This is a genomic window from Streptomyces gossypii (assembly GCF_025165795.1).
Lineage (GTDB): Bacteria > Actinomycetota > Actinomycetes > Streptomycetales > Streptomycetaceae > Streptomyces > Streptomyces gossypii.
The window spans coordinates 270873-287393 of sequence record NZ_JAJAGO010000003.1 but is presented as its reverse complement, the minus strand read 5'-3'; the positions used below and the strand labels follow the sequence as shown (position 1 = coordinate 287393).

The following is a 16521-nucleotide window of genomic DNA, read 5'->3' as shown; positions in this document are numbered from 1 at the left end:
GACCGCGGACTCACAGAGACTGGTCTGGTGTGGTGGCGGCGTGGCGCGAGAGGATCACGGTCATGAGGATTCTCGTTCTGGGAGGTACCTGGTTCCTGGGCCGTGCGGTTGCGGAGGCGGCGCTGGCGCGGGGCTGGGAGGTGACGGTGTTCCACCGGGGACGTACGGGCACGCCGCCGGATGGGGCCCGTACGGTGCACGGGGACCGGACCGTGGCAGCCGACCTGGCGCGGCTGGCAGGCGAGGGCCGGTGGGATGCCGTGGTCGACACCTCGGCCGGTGAGCTGCCGCCCCGCGATGTCCTCGCCGGCGCCCGGCTCCTCGAACCGGTGGCCGGGCGCTATGTGTTCACCTCCACCGTGAACGCCTACCGGGGCTGGCCCGACGAGCCGCTGAGCGAGGACTCCCTCCTCCTGGACGGGCCCCCGGATGCCGACGGCGACTACGGGCGCCTGCCCGCGGACTGGGACGGGCCCGACTGGTACTACGGCAGGCAGAAGGCGGGGGCCGAGCGTGCGGTGACGTCTGCCTTCGGCGCGGCCCTCACGGTGATTCTCCGTCCTGGGGTGATTCTCGGCCCCGGTGAGTACGTCGGCCGTCTGCCGTGGTGGCTGCACCGGGCCGAGCAGGGCGGCCGGATGATCGCCCCCGGTTCGCCGGAGAAGGCGATCCAGCCCGTCGACGTACGGGATGTCGCCGACTTCGCGCTCCTCCAGGCGACCGCTGAGGGAGGCGGAGCGTACAACTGTGCCGCACCCGTCGGGCATTCCACGATGGGCGACTTCCTCACCGCCTGCGTCCTCGCCACCGGGGGAGAGGCCCAGTTGGTGTGGGCTCCGGACAAGCTGCTGGTGGACCACGGAGTGAGTCAGTGGACCGAGCTGCCCCTGTGGCGCACCCACGCGGGAGTGTGGCGCGTCGACTCCACCCGTGCACAGGCCGCGGGGCTGACATGCCGCCCGCTGTCGGAGACGGTCGCCGACACCTGGGCGTGGCTGCGAGGCGGCGGCGCCCCCGTGACACACCCCCGGCAGGCCGAGCACGGAATCGCTCCGGAGAAGGAAGCCTCATTGCTGGCAGTGCTCGGCCGGACGGATCAGCCTCCCAGAGCGAGTTGACCGCTTCCGCCCAGGCTGCGTGCCGGAGTGACCTCCGAGAATTCCTCGATCTGCTCGCTGAGCGAAGCCGCGGCAGGTGAGTGCTGGAAGCCGGGAGCGGCGAGTTGCCTTCGTGCGGCGGTCAGGCGTGCCAGGATTCCGGCGCCCCGCCACTGCGAGGGGGTCTCGAAGACCACGTTCAGGGCCTCCTGGGCGCCGTCCAGATCCCGGCGCAGCAGGCGCGCGCGGCCCAGGTCGATCGCCGCCTGGGCGCAGATCAGCTTCGGCCGCTGTCCCGGGGGACGCGTGTTGACCGCGTCGAGCGCCTGCTGGGCGGCGCGCTCGGCACCATCAGCTTCACGCAGCAGAAGAAAGGTGGTGGCGTTGCTCATCGCAGCCCGCTCTTGAGGGAAGCCGAACTCACCACCCACATCGTCGTGCAGTTCGTCCCGTACCCCGGTGTCCTGCTCCCCGCTTGCACGGATCGCGTCCTGAGCCTGGTGCTGATCGCCCAGATGTCCATGGGCGCGGCCCTCGATGACGGCGAGCCGGACGCGAGCGGTATCGCCGAGTCCGGGGAACCCTTGGGCTGTGCGGACGTGTCGGACGGCCTCGCTGGGCCGACCGTCCCAGTACGCGAGGAAGGCAAGGACTCCGTGCGCGTACGCCTGCAACGGTCCGTGCTCGGTGACCTGCCCGTACAGGGCGGAAGTACGTGCCAGCTGCACCGCTGGAGCGGGCGCGCCCAAGTCGAAGGAGACGGCTGACAGCAGCGCCGCCGACTGACCGGCTGCCAGGAACGCCCGCACCTTCTGCCGGGGCACCTGAGTACGGTCGGCCATGGTCTGGGCGATGGTCAGCAGTTCCTTCGCCCGGCGGTAGACCTCCAGCGGCGAAGTGGACCCGTAGGTGCGGGCGAGCGTGGAGACGTCGTCGTCGAGCTGGTCGAGGGTCATCTCCGGGAGTACGTGTGAGGCGGCGTCTCCGGCATGTGCGGCAGCTTCGCGAGCAGTCATTGCGAGGTCGCTTTCGTTGAGCGCAGGTACACAGGACGACTGAGGCAGGTGCGTCGCGTCGCAGTCGGCGAGCAGATCCTGCGCGGAGCGGCCGTACATGTGCTCAAGGATCTGCGGCGCCGGGTAGTTCGGCATCGTCTTCACGTAGCCGCCTGTCCAGCGGCGGAACGTCAGCTCCGTCACCCTCGCGGTGGCGACGCTGGGGTCAGCAACCAGAGTTGCGACCTCCCGGGCGGCTTGCATATAGGCGGCACTGAACGCCTTGTAGGTCTGCCCTCGTTGCTGGACCAGCACCTTCAACAGCGTCACCACGGACATGCGCAGCACCCCCATTCGCCGAAGCGGTCCTTCCGGAACAGCCCGGCTGCGGAACTCAGTCACTCCGACTATTGCCGAATCCACCCCCGGCACACGGATGTTGGAAGAAGTGGAATCCAGGTGATTTCACCGGTGATACCTATCCGCCCCCGTATCACGGAGGTGATACCCACCATGAGATGGCGGAGTCCTCGCCAGAGCGCAACTCTTGTCCCCCAGTAGCAGGGCGTGTCGGTCTCGTGACGGCGCGCTCGTCGATCAAGGGGGCCACGGGAGCATGGCTGTGATCATCAGGCGTTCCCCGCACGTCGTCTGCCCGACCGGTATCCGCCCAGCTCACGCGTGGATGTCGTCCGGCGTCGGCCACCGACCCAGGCTTTGGCCCCATCGCCGCAATAGCCCCCACTCAGCAGCCCGTCATCCCCTGCACGGAGCCCAAGAGGAGCGCGCAGTGAGCCCCACACCCACGGTTTCTGCCACCTACACGACTCTTCTCCCCGCTGATACAGCCTGGCTCTCCGGCGTACGCCGGCTGACCTCGGCCCGTCTGCGGCACTGGGGGCTGGGCTCCGGCACCGTGGAGGACGCCGTGCTCATCGCGGACGAACTGTTCGCCAACGCCGTGCAACACGGCAGTGCCAGCGCCCGTGACGAGGTCTCCCTCAGCCTCGCTCTGGGCCACGGCGAACTGCGTATCGCCATCGCCGACACCTCATCCCTCACCCCGCGGTGCCGCCAGCCGAGCGAGGACGAGGAATGCGGGCGAGGGCTGCTGCTGATCGAAGCCGTGGCCGACAAGTGGGGAACCGAGCCGGTTGGCTGCGGCAAAGCCACCTGGGCCGTCCTCGTTCTGTGGCCTTGTCCGCCACCACAGCAGCAGGAGCCGCAAACGGCTGCCTGGCCGCGCTGACGATGGTTCGCGTGACCAGGCAGCCCACCGGCGAGAACCATCGGAGGAAGACCATTGCAGTGTCCACCCTGAACGGACCTCAACGCTCTTGTCGACGGCACCCTGCACTCGCCCCCCGTTCCGCGCTGTCGCACTCAACACGGCGGCCTGAGAACAATTCGGGGTTTTGAGACCGCGCCGGGCCGGAAGAGCGGCCCTCCCACTCCCCCGGGGCGGATCGCCCCGGCCCGGCGCACCCACCCGGGGGGCAACCGTCCCCGCCGCCCCTTGGGGCCCTGTTCCCTTCCACGCCTCCCGCGAACGGAGATCACCATGTGCCAGCACCAGCTGACATGCCCGACTTCCCCTCACCACCACCGTGGCCTCGTCTGGGCGGGTACGGCCTGGTGACGGGCCACGAAGGGTGTTGGGAGGTGCTCACCGTCGGAGCGCGTTCCATCCAGATCGGCGACGTGGTGGACGTGCACGGTGCGGAGCGCGCCGTGCGGGACATGCGCGACACCGGCCCCCATAAGGTCCTGATCTTCGAAGGCGGTGTGACCTGCCGGCTGGCCCTGCACGCCAGGTTGAACGCCCACCGCGTCCACCCATCCCAGTCCTGAAAGAGGGAGCTCCCTGCATGCATGGCGATGACGAATTCCGTGTCGTCTCGTGGAACCTGGAACACAACGGCCTCGGCCGTGACGGGGCCGACCACCACTGGTATCTGGCCATGGACATCCTCACCGGCCTCCGCCCTCACGTAGTGCTGCGCCAGGAGCTCACCCGCGCCACCCTCAACGGCCGGCGCGCGATGTGGGCCGAAGCCGCCCGGCTCGGCGGTGACGGCCCCCAGTTCATCCCCTTCATGGCCTCCGCCACCCCTGAGTCACCCAATCCCACCGGCATCTACCTCGACCCCAGCCTGTGCCGCACCACCGAGGATCATGAACACACCACCGGCATATGGCACCCGATCTGCAACCCCGTCGTACGGCTACGCGGAGCCCTCTCCAAGCTCAGCCTCGCCTCCTACCATCTCTCCTCCTTCGACCCCACCCGCCGCGCAAGTGAGGCCAAACGCCTCACCACACTCGGCAAACCCGGCATGGCCGCGATCATCGGTGGCGACGCCAACAGCTATCCACACCGGCGTCAGGCGGAGAAGGCCCCACTGCCGGACTGGAACGAGATCAGCGACCGGTCGCACTTCGAGCACCGGACCATCGAACGCGGCGGAACGCGCATCTGTGACACCCAGCCCGACCAGATCCTCGCCGGCGAACACCACGGACTCCCACCGGTGTTCATCGAACTGGGCCACCACGCGGCCACCCGCCTGGGCCAGCCCGACGCCCTCCTCCCCACCGCCTCCCTACGTCGCACAGACCAAGGGCCGCCGCAGCGCATCGACAGGATCTACGCCACCCCGCAGATCGCCGCCGCCCTCACACGCCTGGAGACCCTCGACACCGACGACGTGCGCAAAGTCTCCGACCACGCGCCCGTCCTCGCCACCTTCAACCTCACCGCCCTCCAACACGCCCTCGCCCCCGACCGCACACTCGCCGCCTGAAACGGGGCATGACAGGACCGCCCGGCGGGCCACATGGCCACCACATCCCATATGGCCTGAAATACAGTGTTATGTGATCTATTGACCGTGTTCACTCAAGACTTCCTGCCGGAGTTCCGGCGGGAAAGGCGAACGGAAGGAGCTCTGCATGGACAAGCAGCCCTCGCCCCCGGAGGGGGGCGGTCTCTTGGTGGCGGTGGAGGCCCTGGCAAGCGTCCATGACCGCACCGATGGTTCGCGGTCCGACCCGCCGCCCGGTGGAGGCGGCGACAACCCCTGGCCGGACGGCGACAGCCTGAACCACCCCGCGTAGCTGCGGGATTGTCACCGTGGGCCCGCACGGCATACCCCCGCGCGGGCCCACGGTGATCGACCGCGTCACGGACCACACCCAAAGGAGTACAGATGGAACACCAGCTGGTCAGCGCCATAGAATCAGCCCTGGGATGGAACGGAGCCAGTCCGCTCGGAGGCGACTTCGCCCGCGGCAGCCTCAAGGACGCCTCGCTCACCGAGAGCATCCTGACGCCCAACAGGCTGCTGGACATGGCGATGCGGCGAAGCCTCTCCAGCCCCCAGTTCCGCTGCTTCCAGGACGGCGAGGAACTGCACCCCAACGCCTACTTCAGCGATGAGGTGACCCTGCGGGGCCAGAGCATCCGCATGGCCGACATGCGCCGACTGGGCACGCTCCTGCGCCAAGGCGCGACGGTGGTGCTCGACCAGGCCAACACCTTCGACCCCACCATGGAAGTCGTCTGCCGCGCGCTCCAGTGGTGGTCGCGCGAGCGCGTCCAAGTCAACGCATACCTGACCACGAACGAAGCCGCCGGATTCCGACTGCACTGGGACGACCACGACGTACTCATCGTCCAGCTGGCCGGCGAGAAGCAATGGGAAGTACGTGGAACCTCCCGCACGGCACCGCTCTTCCGCGACGCCGACCGGAACAACGAGCCGCCCGACGAAGTCGTCTGGGCAGGCACCATGAAGACCGGCGACGTCATGCACATACCGCGGGGCTACTGGCACCAGGCAACCCGGTCCGGCAGCGGCTCGGGCACGAGCCTGCACACGACCTTCGGATTCGCCAAGCGCACCGGAGCGAGCTGGCTGGCCTGGCTCTCGGACTGGTCCCGCGAGGAGGAGGTCTTCCGCCACGACCTGGACAGGTGGGGCGGCACCGGAAGCCAAGCGCTGACCGAGGCCGCTGCGAGGCTGATCGAACAGCGCAGCCCCGCTGACTTCCTGGCGGCCCGGGAACAGGAAGCCTCCGCCCCACAGCACGTCCCGTTCCTGGACATCTTCGGACCGATGGAATCCGTGGTGTGCATCACCCACTTCCCGCCCCGAATCCAAGAGCGCGGCGAGACCGTCGAAGTCGTGGCGTCAGGAAAGAAGCTCACCTTCCTCACCAGGGCCCTGCCGGCCCTGCGGCTGCTGCTCAGCGGGAACCCCGTGCACCTGGGTCAAGCAACAGCTCTGGTGGGAGCGGAGATTGGAGAAGTGGCCGAGATCCTGACGAAGGAGGAAGTGTGCGCGGTGCTCACCCCCGAGTTGTCCTCGGGCTACACCGGTCTCGCTACGAACGCCGCCCTCTGACCGCAGCCCTCGACCTCGGCGTCCGGGCGATCGACACCGCGTTCAACTACCACGGCTTCACCGCCCACCAGAGGCTCGCGAAGGTGGCCGGCGACCTGCTTCCCAGACTGACGCTCTCCACCAAAGTCGGCTACTTCCCCGGTCCCGACGGGGCCCCGCAGCACTCGCTCGCCCCCTCCCGGCTACTGGCGGCACTGGAACAGACGAACCAGGCGCTTGGACGCCCGCCGAACCTGGTGTTCCTGCACAACCCGGAGGTCTCCCTCCACGCCCCCGCCGACGCCGCGCGCGAAGCGCTGTCGCAGGCGTGCGAAGCGCTGGCAGACGCCTCACGCAGGGGTTGGTGCGAGTCCTGGGGCATCGCGTCCTGGGACCCGACACCGCTGCCCGATCTGATCGACGACACGACGCCCGCGCCCTGCGTCCTCATGGTCCGCTCCGGACTGCTGGCCGGCATCGGCACCCTGGACGCCGCGGACGAACTGACCGCCCGGTGGAGACCTTCCGCCGTGTGGGGCATGAGCCCCTTCGGCGGCAACGCCGAAGACCCGGTGTGGAAGACCGTCGACCCCCGCATGTTCCTCCAGGAGCCGACGGCCGAAGTCTCCCGCATCCAAGCCGCGTTCCGCGTCGCCTACGACCTGCCGTCAGTGCGTACCGTCGCCGTCGGCACGGACAACCCCGCACACCTCCAAGAAGTCCTCCAGGCCCTCGACCGCGATACCGACACCGCAATGCTCCTCAAGTACCGCAAGTTGCTACGGGAACGCCACGCGGCCATCAACGGGTCTGAAGCACGTCCATGAGGCGGGCCGCCTCCCGCCGGGCGGGCTCCAGCCGGGGGTCCTCCGGGTGGGCGTAGGGGCCGGCGATCTTCGAGCAGGCGAACAGCATCATCACCATCCCGTCGCGGCTCTCCAGGTCTGCTCGGCGCTCGGCCCGTACGCGGGAGGCCACCTCCGGGACCCCGAGCGACTGCGCCCACAGCGACGCCGAGTCCAGCCCGCGAGGGGCCATCCCCCAGTCCTCCCAGTCGAACAGGCAGAACTGCGGGCCGGTCACGTTCGCCCAGTTCACATCCGCATGCGCCGGCACCCACCGCTCAACAGCCGTATCCGAAGCCTCAGGGAAGGTACTTCGGATCACTTCGGTGACATGGCCCTGCGTGACCGGGACGGTGTCCGGGGTGGCAACACGGGCGGTGTGCTGCGCCGCCAGCGCGTCCAAAGACGCGTTCAAGCCCTCCCACCACGCGTCCGGCACATGCGGGTCCGCCACCAGCACCCCGCCCGGCTTCACCGGCTCTCCAGGAAGGAGCCCGGTCTCATCAGCCCGCCACATCACGGGCCTCTCCGCCTCCCGCCAGGACAGACCCGCGTACCAGACCGGCTGCGCAACACCCTTCAACACCGCAGCCTGCTCCGTACCGTTCCAGCCCTGGCCCCCGATACGGCCCAGCAGGCGCCGCTCGATACGCACCCAGGTATCACGGTCCGTACGAGCCCCCACCGAACGGCGCTTGCGCACCACAGAACCGCCGTCCAGCCGGACCTGAAGAGACCTCTCCACCCGGCCCAGAACCTCATCGACCGGCTCAACCCGCAAATCAACTGCAGAAGCCGAAGACACCGAGAGCGACATACCGGTGACGGTAGCAGCACCTCCACCGACGCTCCCCGGGCGACCTCGCGCCGCATCTGGCCGAACCCTGGGCGACGGGAGGGCACCGATGAGTACGATTACCTCAACAAACCTAGTGACCGATTGGGCACAGTGTGCGATGTTCTTGGGAAGGGTCAGAGAAGCGATCGATAGGGCACGCAGCGCGTCCATCGACCGCATCTGGTACGACGGCTACCCGGGCGACTTCACTTTGGAAAACGGCCCACGCTGGGTCTTCCTGGCCGTTGCGTTCCCCCAGGTTGCCGCAGTCGAGGCCCTGCGCGTAGCCGAACTCGACACGACTACAGCAGGCTCCACACCCTGCCCGTCGAAATGAATGTCCCACCCACCCTGCAGAGCAGCTACGCCGCAGGCAACTCCTCTGAAGGTTCCGGTTCGACTGACAGGTCACCAATGGTGAGACCCAGCATAAGAGCCCCTTCGAGTGCCGCGAGGACACTCAAGAGTTGACCCTTCTCCTCAGGCGTCCCGTGATCAGCATGCTTCATCTTCTGCAACTGATTCCGAATGGAAACTAATGCAATGGCGATCACGTCGTGGATAAAGTCGGGACCTTGACCATCATCGTTCTCGGTAGCTTCGCGGGGCGTGATGGGGTCACCGCCATAAACAAGACAGAGGGCTTCCGCGCGCTTGGTCGGACGCATCTGCCCCTGCACTTCATGCGTCACATCTTCCGCATCTGGCAGATTGGCATCCACCCAGGCGAGCACTTCTGCAGGCTTGAGACTTTCTCGCATAATGCGATCAAGCAATTCGATGAGAGAGTTTGCGGCCTGCGAAACACCGTCCTCCGAGAATCGAAGGGCATCTCGCGCCCCTCGAATTTTCCTTACGAGCGGAGAATTTCTGCGCTCCACACGCTTGACCGATGCTTCCGCCACCATGGAGCGAAAGCTGGTTACGAGGTCGTCTACACCTTCCGGTGCGAGCATTGCAAGATCAGAACTTTTCGCACTCGTCACCTCCATAGGTAGAGCGGCGAGGACCTTCTCTCCAAGGAAATCGTCGAGTGACACCAGTATTTCGACGGCATTCACCGCCAGAATGTGGGCCGGCTGGACACCTTTGAGCTGGTTCTGGGAAGAAATCTTGACGGCGTCATTCCATGCCACAACAAAAGGAGTGAGCGCGCGCACTCCGCGTCGAACTGCCAGGGCGACCACAGCACCATCTTGCTTCAGGGAGTCTATGAATCGCTTATAGCATGCCGCCCCCAGAAGGCGCTCTACGAAGCTGCTGTAGTTCTGATTCTTAAATCGCTCCAGCCAACGCTGCAACTGCTCAACCTCGCATTCACCGACGAAGGCTTGACATATCTCCGTGAGCCGCTCTTCCGTAACCTCTGAAAAGCAGTCTTCGACCCGCTCATGCCACGGGCGCTGATCACTGTCGTTAGTCAGCGCCATACATAGCGAGACGACAACCTCCATCACGAGCACGGCAGGCTCGCTGATACGCAACTTCGCGAGCAGTCCAGGATCCAACGTCCGCGCACAGGCGACGAAGTTGGACTGATAGACGGTGACAGGTACGGGGTCTTGCACTGTGCCTCGCCTCGCTCTGACAAGTACGCACGCTCATCAAAGAATGTACCGATGTATGCAACGATGCGGTACGGAATTTTATGACGGAGCTACCGGCGAGAACCGACAGGGCTCCAGTCGTTGCACTGTATGACGCGCCACTGACATTACTGAGTGGCCGTCAGGTAGCCGCGCTGTGACTCGTCATGACCGGTTCAACAGCTGCTGCCGGGCGCATCGATGCGCCGAGCAACTGGGGCCGACCGGAGGGCATGGCCGGGATCACGGAGTACTGGCGGGGAGCGCAAACATCTTGACCCTGGCGGTGCGGGCCGGTCTCGACGGTGCGAAGTTCCTCCAGCAGCCTTGCAGTCTGTAGCAGCTTCCCACGCCATGCCATCTGGGAGATTGGCAGTAGCGCTGGCACCCTGCGTCGGGTATCGCCTCCGAAGGTGGGCCCCACCTGCCCGTGACTATGCCTTACGCGTCCTTGTAGCTGCACGAGCCGACTTTGCGTTGGCAGCTGCGTTGAGCCGGGCTAGACGCGCGCGTTGCGCCACCTTGCCCCCGAACGAGGACCAACCGAAGAAAGATGCCAGCAGTTCGGCTGCAAGAGCTGCCGCTGCCGTCAAGCCAGCCATAGCCCTGGACATGGACGCAGGCGGCCTAGCAACCAACCGACCTCGGCTTTGTGTAGCCGTGATGGCACATTGTTCCGACCAGAGCTCGAAGACCTGAGCGAGACGGGCGAAGAAGGCAGCTGCCATGGCCAGGCAAAGGTAGAGGGCGACGAGCCCCACGCCGATGCGTGCAGCGATACCCGGAGTCGGTTCGCGGTCGACCCAGGGCCGACCCATGACCGCGTAGATGACGGCCAGACCAGCCGAGACGCCGATCCACGCCGAGCCGAGCAGAGACGCCAAGCGGCCCTCGTAGTCGTCCCCCTCCTCGTCATCCCGCTCGGGCTGTCGTTTCGTCGGCACCGGATCGCTGGAAGTCGCCTTCTTCCCATAGGGCGGGAGGAAGACCTGCCAGAGGCCACCGTGGACGTCTCCGCCCACGAACGTGCCGGAGCCATGGTTGTGTTGCTCCCGGTGCTCAGTGTGCGCCATCTGGCGTCCCGCCGTAGTTGAGAGTCATGCCACCTCGCACGTCACCACCGATGAACGTCCCAGTGCCGGTATTGCTCTGGTTCCAGACCTTCGAGGCCGGCGGTGTAGGCACCGCAAGTTCGTCCACCTCGCTCATGGCGTCGCGGTGCTCGGCAAGGTATCGGGCGAGGAGCTGTGCCCAGGCGGTCGCTGCGAGCGCCTGAGCTTCTGGAGTGGGCGAGGTGAGCTGCGCCGCGGTGTCATTCACTGCCTGGGCAGCCGCTCTTCGCTGATCCAGGTTGGCCCTGCGAAAGAAGTGCGCGACCTTCAGGCGCATCTTCTCAGCGCCCGATGCAGCTATGGCTGCAACGAGAGTGCCGGCCGCACCTGTGGCCACGGCCATTAATTCGGCGTCGTACATGATCGAGGTGTCTCCCCCGTTTGTGGTGACCTGCCCCAGCAGAACCTACCGGACACCACTGACACTCCGAGGGGACGATCCATCTACACAGCCCCCTAGACAGCCCTGCGGCCGACCGGGCAACACCCGCTCCTGATCGGCACGTGGCATGGGGGCCCGGATTCAGCGCCTGACCTGGTAGAGCCCTGAACACCTTGGTCTCAATTCTGGTCTCGTTCGCCCCCGTCCGGCGCCGTTCGAGGGTGCCGCCATCACCAGCTCCGCACCAGGTCAGGACACCCACGGTCGCCGCAGGACCCTCGTACGAACATTTGGAAAGCGTGTTGGGGGCAACTCCTCAGGGGTTCGAATCCCCTATCCTCCGCCCAGCCTCACCGGGCTGTCACGTAGGGCCCCACCGCTCCGGCGGCGGGGCCCTACGTCGTTCAGTCATGCCACCGGTCCCGCACACATATGCGCGGGCGCCGGTCACGGCGGAGAGGTCGGCGAGCCGCTGGGAGCGGCCCCGCCGGGAGGGCAGATCGCTGCCGGTGAGGATCTGGCCCTGCCAGCCGAGCAGGTCTAGCAGCAGGCGGGTGGAGGCTGCGGCGACGGCAGCGGTCCTGCCGGAGCCGAAGGCGTCCAGCACCGGGTCCAAGGCCTGTGCGAGGGCCGGCCAGTGTGGGCTCGCTCCGTAGTACTGCCGCGTGGGGAGCGTGGCTGGGGAGGGTGAGCCACTGCCGACGGTTCGGTTCGTCGAGGGCTCCCGAATCGCGCGCGGTGCTGGTAGTCGCGGCGGGTGAACTGCACGTCGTCCAGGACGATCCCGTAGTCCGCCGCGAACAGTTTGGCCAGTGTGGTCAGTCTCGGGAACAGATTGGGCTGGTGAATTGCGCACAGCCCGCCCGACTCGGGCAGGTCAGGAAGAGATGAGACGGCTGGTGAAGCCGTCATGGATGAGGGATTCATACGCTGCATGCACGTCCTCCGGGACCTCCTGCTCGATGGCGAATCCGAGCTTCGGATACTCGATGACCCGCTGGAGATCGCCGACGAGCATGTCCAGGACGAGCTTCTCGTCGCCGATGGACTTCACGTAGTCGTCGAACTCCAGCGGCTCCGACGCGCAGAGGATCTCGACGTCGGGCCACAGCTTGCGGGCGGTCGCGAACGACCGCCGTTCCATGTAGGGCTTGGAGACCAGCATCACCGTCGTCGGGGTGATGCCAGCGGCGGCGAGGACCTCTCGGGAGAGAGTGACGTTCTGCCCGGTGTTGCCAGCCTCCGGTTCCAGCAGGACCGCCTCGGCGGGGACGCCGAGGTCGATGGCGTGCTCGCGAAAGTGGACGGCCTCGCCGCGCGGGAAGACCTTGGCGGTGGTGGGGCTGTTGCCTCCGGTGAAGACCAGGGTCGGGAACAGCCCGGCGCGGTACAGCTCGACGGAGTGGGTGGCGACGCCGAGGTCGTGGCTGCCCAGCCCGATCGCCACGTCGACGGGCCGCAGATGGTGGTCCATCTGGTGGTAGTCCCAGAGCAGCACGGCTCGGTGCCACTGGCCCTCGGTGATGGCCTGCTGGTTGTCGCTCACGCGTCTCTCCCTGGTCACCGTCGCCGGGGGCCGGTCGGCCCCTCGTTCATGGCCTTGATGCCCTCGATGCTGCGCAGTTGGTGCACGAGTCCGTACTGCGCGGCCGTGCGGGTGGCCTGATCGAGGACGAGGAGTCCATCATCCCGGGTCGCCGCGTCGGAGAGCAGGATGTGGCCATGAGCGGTGTCCAGCCGTACGCGTTGCATCGGGGAGTCGGCGGCCCCGCTGCTGCGGGCGATGTCGATGAAGTGCAGGGCCTGGGTGAGGTCGCCGGCGCCACGGCGGGCGAGGGCGAGTTTCTGGTGGGCCACCGACCAGTCGTCGGGTTCGGTGAGGTCCTCGAAGTCGCGGGTCGCGGCCTGCATGACGCGGGTCGCGTAGTCGTGCCGACCGTTCTTGCTCAGCGCCGTGCCCACCCACAGGCGGGCCCTGGCGCGGTCCCGGCGGGAGAGGCGGTCGTCGACGGCGAGGGTTTCGTAGTGGCGGGCGGCAACCTCTAGCTTGCCGGACATTTCCGTGACCACCGCGAGGGAGAGGTCGAGCTGGGCGACACGACGCGGGATGTCGAGCTGGGTGAAGACCGCGCGAGCCCCGGCGTAGGAGTGCTGGGCGGAAAGTGGGCCGAGCACGGAGCCTTGGTCGCGTTTGAGGTCACCGAGCAGCACGGTCGAGCGAGCGAAAAGGTACAGGCCCTTTTCGTCCAGTTCCTGGGCGTTGAACCGCACCAACCAGCGGCTGAGCAGGCTGTCGGCGAAGGCGAAGTTCTGGCGGGAGAGCGCGACCACGACGCGGTCCAGGTCGTCTGCCCACGATTCGTACTCCCAGGCTCGGGGGCCGGCGACAGTGACGCGCCGTCCGGCGCCTTGCACGGTGCAGGCCATCTCGGACAGGAGCGTCTCGAAGCGCAGGTGGGCGGGGGCGTCCGCACGTCCGAGGGCGGTGTCGAGGATGGCCTGGGTGTCGGGTCTGGGCTCGGTTTCGGCGCGCTTGCTCTCCCACTTCGAGACCGTCGCGACGGCCACGCCGAGGTGCTCGGCAAAGGCCCGCACGCTCAAACGCAGGGCGAGACGCAGTGCCCTGGCCTCCAGGCCGGTCCAGTGGTGCACGGTTGCCACGCCTCGCTCCCTTCCACCGTCATCGAAGCAGATGCCTGGGGGCGGCGGGACGGAAGTGGAACGGAAGTAGAACGGCAGGTGATTGGCCAGGAGTTCGGCGACATCCATGCTCAGGATCGTCACTACTTGTCGACCCTTTGGACGGTCCCCCGCATGGAACCCCTCACGGAACATCGCCTGGTCATTGGGCCTGTCGTCTACGGCTTCCTGCGGCTGGTGCGGGTCTCCGAAGCCCGACAGGAGGCGCTGGTCGCCTCGCTCGCCGAGTACTGCCGTAGCCACGAGCTGGAGCTGTCCGGCGTCTTCACCGAACGCGAGGCGAGTGCCGGCCCCGGCTCGGCGGCCTTCACCGGCCTGCTGGACGTGTTGGCCCTGCCGGATGTCTATGGCGTGCTCGCCCCGGCCGCATCACACCTCGGCCCGAAGGCGATAGCGGCTGAACGCGGTCGGCGGATCAAGGCGGCCGGCTCCCGGCTGCTTCTGGTCCGCCGGTCCCACCCCGCATGGCCGCCGATTGCCTCCGGCACGGCGGCCCGCCGCCACAGCCCGGGTACCACCCGCCTCCTGGATGCCGAGTCATGAGGGCAGCAATGATTGAAACGGTGCAGCGTTTCTTCAAGGCCCACCCCGAATCCGTGGGACAGGCACGGGAATTCGCCTCCGCGACCCTGGCCGGATGGGGCCTTGCAGAACGAATCGACGACATCCGCCTCTGCGTCTCCGAGCTGGCAACGAACGCGCTGGTCCACGGCACTGTCTCCGACCACGGATTCCTGGTCCGCCTCGACGCCGAAGACGACGTCGTGCGCCTGGAGGTGCACAACAGCCGCCGCCGGCGCCCCGAGACTCGCCAGGCTGCCGACACCGACCTGTCCGGACGCGGTCTGGTCCTGGTGGCCACGCTCGCCGACGGCTGGGGAGTGCAGGACCGCACACCGCTCGGAAAGATCGTTTGGTCCTGCTTCAAGACCGCAGGAGGGACGACCGCGTGAGCGCCATCCTCACTCCGACCGGCCCCGAGCTTCGGCTACTGGTCTCGCTCTCCGCCTGGAGCTGGCCGGGCACCGGACCGCACGGCCGCGAGATCGCCCACAGTCCTGCCTCCGCTCTCCCCGGCACTGCTAACGCGCCCGAAGCCCGCATGCGGCGTCTCGCAGACAGCCTCGGCGGACTGGGCCGGGCGGGGGACGTGGTCCCGGACGCCGGCCGCTGCCTGCACAGCATCGGCGACCACGTGTTTCTGCACTTCCCAGGCGCCTCCCGCAGGCTGCGGCTGCCGAGCCGCCCCGACTGGACGGCCCTGGTCGCCCGCACCGGCACAGCCGTTCTCCTGCTCGGTCTGGAACCGCTGTCGCAGTCCGCTGACGCCTCTCAGCTCGACACCTACCTGGATGCCGCAAGCGGGGCCGACCGGCTGCTGTTCGGGCTTGCCCGCAGCCGCTGACCCCCTGGAACTCCCTGCACGGCCCCTGTTTGTACGGATGAGAGGCAACTGCCGTGGAAACCTTCGAACGCGCCAAGCTGGACGCACACTTCGCCCGGATCGCCGTCCAGTTCGCCCCCGACGAGCAGACCTCGTCGTTCCTGATCACCCACCTACTGGCCGAGCGCCCCGCATTCGTCCGCGCCGTTGCCGCGATGACCCGGCTCACGGCGGTGCTGCCCAAGCCGAAGTCCGTCCACCTGGCTGCCCAGCGCGAGACCGAGCGGACCGTCGTCGTCGATACCCTGACCCGCGAACTGTTCACCGACCCGGACACCGCGCTGGACTACTTCGAATCCCGGGCCGCCGGGGAACCCATCTCCCTCCTCGACGTCGGCGGCTACTTCGCCCCCAGCCTCACCGACCTCCACAGCCGCTTCACCGGCCGCCTGGTCGGTGTCGTCGAGGACACCGAGAACGGCCACCGCCGCTACGAAGCCCTCGACAAACTGCCCTGTCCCGTCATCTCGGTGGCCCGCTCCCCGCTCAAGGACCCCGAGGACTACCTCGTCGGCCAGTCCGTCGTGTTCTCCACCGAGGCTGTCATGCGCGGCCGCGGCGACATCCTCCACGGCCGCCCCGCCCTCGTGATCGGCTTCGGCAAACTCGGCTCCTCCATCGCCCGGCTCCTACACGCCAAGGGCGTCCAGGTCACCGTCTTCGACATCGACCCCGTACGCCGCACCCAGGCTCTATCCCAGGGGTTCACCGTCGCGCGCGACCGCGAGACCGCGCTCACCGGCGCCGGCCTAGTGCTCTGCGCGACCGGCGCGGTCTCTCTGCGCGGCGAGGACTTCTCCCACCTGCGCAACGGCGCCTACGTCGCCACGGTCACCTCCAGCGAGGACGAGCTTGACCTTACCGGCCTGCCGGACGTCTACACCCGCACGGTTGTCGGCGACCACGTCACCCGCTACCAGACCACCGGCCATTACTTCTATCTGGCGAACGGCGGCAATGCCGTCAACTTCGTCCACGGCGCGAGCGTTGGGCCGTTCATCTTCCTGATCCAGGCCGAGATCCTCACCGCGATCAGGACGCTTACCCGCGGAGACCTCGCCCCTGGCATCCACGAGGTCCCCGCACCTGACCGCGAAGCCATCGCGGCGACCTGGCTCTCCTACTTCAACAGGTGAT

General features: G+C 67.4%; 18 protein-coding genes and 1 pseudogene. 12 read left to right on the top strand and 7 right to left on the bottom strand.

Annotated elements, in window-relative coordinates; translation table 11 throughout:
• Window positions 1-62: 62 nt before the first annotated feature.
• Complete coding sequence (locus LHJ74_RS07790; RefSeq protein WP_260216818.1) at window positions 63-1118, top strand: NAD-dependent epimerase/dehydratase family protein; 1056 nt, start codon at window positions 63-65, stop codon at window positions 1116-1118.
• Here LHJ74_RS07790 and LHJ74_RS07785 read toward each other — a convergent pair.
• Window positions 1097-2431: an NsdA family TPR-like regulatory protein gene (locus tag LHJ74_RS07785; protein WP_260216816.1), complete on the bottom strand. Its 1335-nt coding sequence runs from the start codon at window positions 2429-2431 to the stop codon at window positions 1097-1099. The genes LHJ74_RS07790 and LHJ74_RS07785 overlap by 22 nt on opposite strands.
• Before the next feature lie 451 nt (window positions 2432-2882).
• Between LHJ74_RS07785 and LHJ74_RS07780 the strand changes: the two genes are divergently transcribed.
• From LHJ74_RS07780 to LHJ74_RS07755, 6 genes are all read left to right on the top strand, one after another.
• Complete coding sequence (locus tag LHJ74_RS07780) at window positions 2883-3341, top strand: ATP-binding protein (RefSeq protein ID WP_260216815.1); 459 nt, start codon at window positions 2883-2885, stop codon at window positions 3339-3341.
• A gap of 314 nt (window positions 3342-3655) precedes the next feature.
• Window positions 3656-3943, top strand: a complete 288-nt coding sequence (locus tag LHJ74_RS07775) for a hypothetical protein (protein ID WP_260216814.1) — start codon at window positions 3656-3658, stop codon at window positions 3941-3943.
• Between the two features lie 17 nt (window positions 3944-3960).
• Window positions 3961-4896 carry an endonuclease/exonuclease/phosphatase family protein gene (locus LHJ74_RS07770; protein WP_260216813.1) on the top strand — a complete coding sequence of 312 codons (936 nt, stop codon included), beginning with the start codon at window positions 3961-3963 and terminating at the stop codon, window positions 4894-4896.
• Between the two features lie 148 nt (window positions 4897-5044).
• On the top strand, window positions 5045-5209 hold the full coding sequence (locus tag LHJ74_RS07765; RefSeq protein ID WP_260216812.1) for a hypothetical protein: 165 nt from the start codon (window positions 5045-5047) through the stop codon (window positions 5207-5209).
• 92 nt (window positions 5210-5301) lie between these two features.
• On the top strand, window positions 5302-6498 hold the full coding sequence (locus LHJ74_RS07760; RefSeq protein WP_260216809.1) for a JmjC domain-containing protein: 1197 nt from the start codon (window positions 5302-5304) through the stop codon (window positions 6496-6498).
• Window positions 6432-7304 carry an aldo/keto reductase gene (locus LHJ74_RS07755; protein ID WP_260216807.1) on the top strand — a complete coding sequence of 291 codons (873 nt, stop codon included), beginning with the start codon at window positions 6432-6434 and terminating at the stop codon, window positions 7302-7304. The genes LHJ74_RS07760 and LHJ74_RS07755 overlap by 67 nt, the downstream gene beginning before the upstream one ends.
• On the opposite strand, the gene LHJ74_RS07750 is transcribed toward LHJ74_RS07755, so the two are convergent.
• On the bottom strand, window positions 7279-8139 hold the full coding sequence (locus LHJ74_RS07750; RefSeq protein WP_260216805.1) for a hypothetical protein: 861 nt from the start codon (window positions 8137-8139) through the stop codon (window positions 7279-7281). The genes LHJ74_RS07755 and LHJ74_RS07750 overlap by 26 nt on opposite strands.
• Window positions 8140-8227: 88 nt before the next feature.
• On the opposite strand from LHJ74_RS07750, the gene LHJ74_RS07745 reads away from it, so the two are divergent.
• A complete protein-coding gene (locus tag LHJ74_RS07745) occupies window positions 8228-8497 on the top strand; it encodes a hypothetical protein (RefSeq protein WP_260216803.1) in 270 nt (89 codons plus the stop codon).
• Window positions 8498-8522: 25 nt separating this feature from the next.
• Here LHJ74_RS07745 and LHJ74_RS07740 read toward each other — a convergent pair whose 3' ends face one another.
• The 5 genes and pseudogenes from LHJ74_RS07740 to LHJ74_RS07720 all read right to left on the bottom strand — a co-directional run bounded on the left by LHJ74_RS07740 (window position 8523) and on the right by LHJ74_RS07720 (window position 13901).
• Entirely contained in the window at window positions 8523-9728 is a 1206-nt protein-coding gene (locus tag LHJ74_RS07740; RefSeq protein WP_260216802.1) for a hypothetical protein, read from the bottom strand.
• Window positions 9729-10805: 1077 nt separating this feature from the next.
• On the bottom strand, window positions 10806-11219 hold the full coding sequence (locus LHJ74_RS07735) for a hypothetical protein (RefSeq protein WP_260216801.1): 414 nt from the start codon (window positions 11217-11219) through the stop codon (window positions 10806-10808).
• Window positions 11220-11628: 409 nt separating this feature from the next.
• A pseudogene (locus LHJ74_RS07730) lies at window positions 11629-12098 on the bottom strand (WbqC family protein); the annotation flags it as partial.
• A gap of 19 nt (window positions 12099-12117) precedes the next feature.
• Complete coding sequence (locus tag LHJ74_RS07725) at window positions 12118-12786, bottom strand: YdcF family protein (protein WP_260216800.1); 669 nt, start codon at window positions 12784-12786, stop codon at window positions 12118-12120.
• 14 nt (window positions 12787-12800) lie between these two features.
• Window positions 12801-13901 (bottom strand): helix-turn-helix domain-containing protein, encoded by a 1101-nt coding sequence (locus LHJ74_RS07720; protein WP_260217367.1) that lies wholly within the window; start codon window positions 13899-13901, stop codon window positions 12801-12803.
• Window positions 13902-14054: 153 nt separating this feature from the next.
• Between LHJ74_RS07720 and LHJ74_RS07715 the strand changes: the two genes are divergently transcribed.
• From LHJ74_RS07715 to LHJ74_RS07700, 4 genes are read left to right on the top strand one after another with little or no spacing between them, the layout of a single operon-like run.
• Entirely contained in the window at window positions 14055-14483 is a 429-nt protein-coding gene (locus LHJ74_RS07715) for a hypothetical protein (protein ID WP_260216799.1), read from the top strand.
• 8 nt (window positions 14484-14491) lie between these two features.
• A complete protein-coding gene (locus tag LHJ74_RS07710) occupies window positions 14492-14893 on the top strand; it encodes an ATP-binding protein (protein WP_260216798.1) in 402 nt (133 codons plus the stop codon).
• Window positions 14890-15345 carry a hypothetical protein gene (locus LHJ74_RS07705; protein WP_260216797.1) on the top strand — a complete coding sequence of 152 codons (456 nt, stop codon included), beginning with the start codon at window positions 14890-14892 and terminating at the stop codon, window positions 15343-15345. The genes LHJ74_RS07710 and LHJ74_RS07705 overlap by 4 nt, the downstream gene beginning before the upstream one ends.
• Window positions 15346-15398: 53 nt before the next feature.
• On the top strand, window positions 15399-16520 hold the full coding sequence (locus tag LHJ74_RS07700) for an adenosylhomocysteinase (protein ID WP_260216796.1): 1122 nt from the start codon (window positions 15399-15401) through the stop codon (window positions 16518-16520).
• Window position 16521 lies beyond the last annotated feature (1 nt).